The sequence below is a fragment of the Psychrobacter sp. ANT_H3 genome (genome assembly GCF_027919975.1).
Lineage (GTDB): Bacteria > Pseudomonadota > Gammaproteobacteria > Pseudomonadales > Moraxellaceae > Psychrobacter > Psychrobacter maritimus.
Window position 1 is genome coordinate 1 of record NZ_JAQISM010000011.1, and the last position, 1,520, is coordinate 1,520.

Sequence of the window (1,520 nt, forward strand, 5' to 3'; positions counted from 1 at the left end):
GCTTTAGCATCAGCCGCTTGTTGATTGGCGGCGGCTACTTTCTTGTCGGCTTCAACTTTAGCATCACCAATGGCTTTGTCGGCAGCTACTTGCGCTGCAGTGGCTGCATTTTCTGCGGCGGTTTTGGCTAACAATGCAGCCGTTTCAGCAGCTTTTGCAGTCGCTGCGGCGGCTTCTGCTGCAGCTTGAGCGGCTTCGGCGGCGGCCGCACGTGCTAAGGCGGCGGCGAGCTGATCTTCGCCATTACCAGCATTTGCTAAGGCGTCTTCTGCTTTTTTCAGGGCCTCTTGGGCTTTAACGGCATCCGCTTGGGCTTTGTCTGCAGCAGCTTGGGCGGCGGCGGCTTGGGCATTAGCGGTGTCTTTGTCAGCATTGGCTTTGGCGGCATCCGCTTGAGCTTTGGCAGCGGCTTTTTCTGCTGCGGTTTGCTTGTCGCTCTTCGCGCCATAGGTGCCTTGAGCCTCATTACCAGCGTAAACCCCGCCTAGGTATTGAGCGTCCCCACCGAAGAATCCACCTTCAGTGCTGTAACCGGCATTGTCAGCCGCTGTACCTGAGAATTGGTTGCCATTGATACCAGCGGTTAGACCAATCTTACCGGCGTTAGCAAAGGTTAAGTCCCCTTTCACGTTTTTAGCAACAAAGTCGGCGGTGAATACAGATTTGCCAAACTCGATGTCATTGCCAATACCCAGCTTGCGGTAAGTGGCGTCTCCTGTGTAACCTACGGTGCCCTCTTTCGGCATGTTAGCCGCTTGGGTGGCATTACCGATGACGGCGACACCATTGACGGGTAAGGTTTTGTTCAATAGAGCAACTTCAGCAGAGCCATCAATATGACCGATGCGCATGTCATCGCCAAAGTCTTTATAGGTTGAGGTGTAGGTTAAAGGCAGTGTCTGACCAATGGCGGCAACCACGATGTCTGCTTTGCCTTTATGGGCTTTAAAGCCGTTTGAGTCTGCGACTGCTGTGTCGCCTTCACCAGAGAGGGTGATTGGGACCAGTGGGAGTAAGCCTGCTGTGCCATCTGGATTCTGAGAGGCAATATCAGCACGGGCATCAACGGCAGAGCCGTCTTCATTCACGGCAAAGTCGCGGGTGGTGGTATTAAACAATCCGAGTGAGCCGGCATTAATGTTTAATGATTGAACACCCGATTTCTTCGCTTCGGCAGCGTTCTTGATGGTGGCTGCGGCTAGGGCGTCTTTGGCTGCTTGCGCGGCTTGGTTGGCGGCAGCAATTTGAGCTTCTGCTGCGGCAGTCGCTGCAGCTTGCGCTTGCTGGGCAGCGGTGATTTGGACATTGGCGGCCTCAAGGGCAGCTTTGCGACGATCCACTTCTGCTTGTAGGGCGGCGGTGTCACCACTGCCATTTGCCAATGCGTCTGCTAGGGCTTTCTCTGCAGCCGCTAACTTATCTTGTGCGGTGATTAACTCACCTTTGGCTTTATCCGCTTCTGCTTGCGCAGTGGCCGCTTTTTGTTTCTCCAGTTCTGCTTGCGCTTTGGCGGCTGTGGC

General features: G+C 54.7%; 1 protein-coding gene. It reads right to left on the reverse strand.

From position 1 onward, the window contains the following. The coding region (locus PG901_RS07185; RefSeq protein WP_271134034.1) for a transferrin-binding protein-like solute binding protein at window positions 1–1,520 on the reverse strand (1,520 nt) is incomplete at both ends.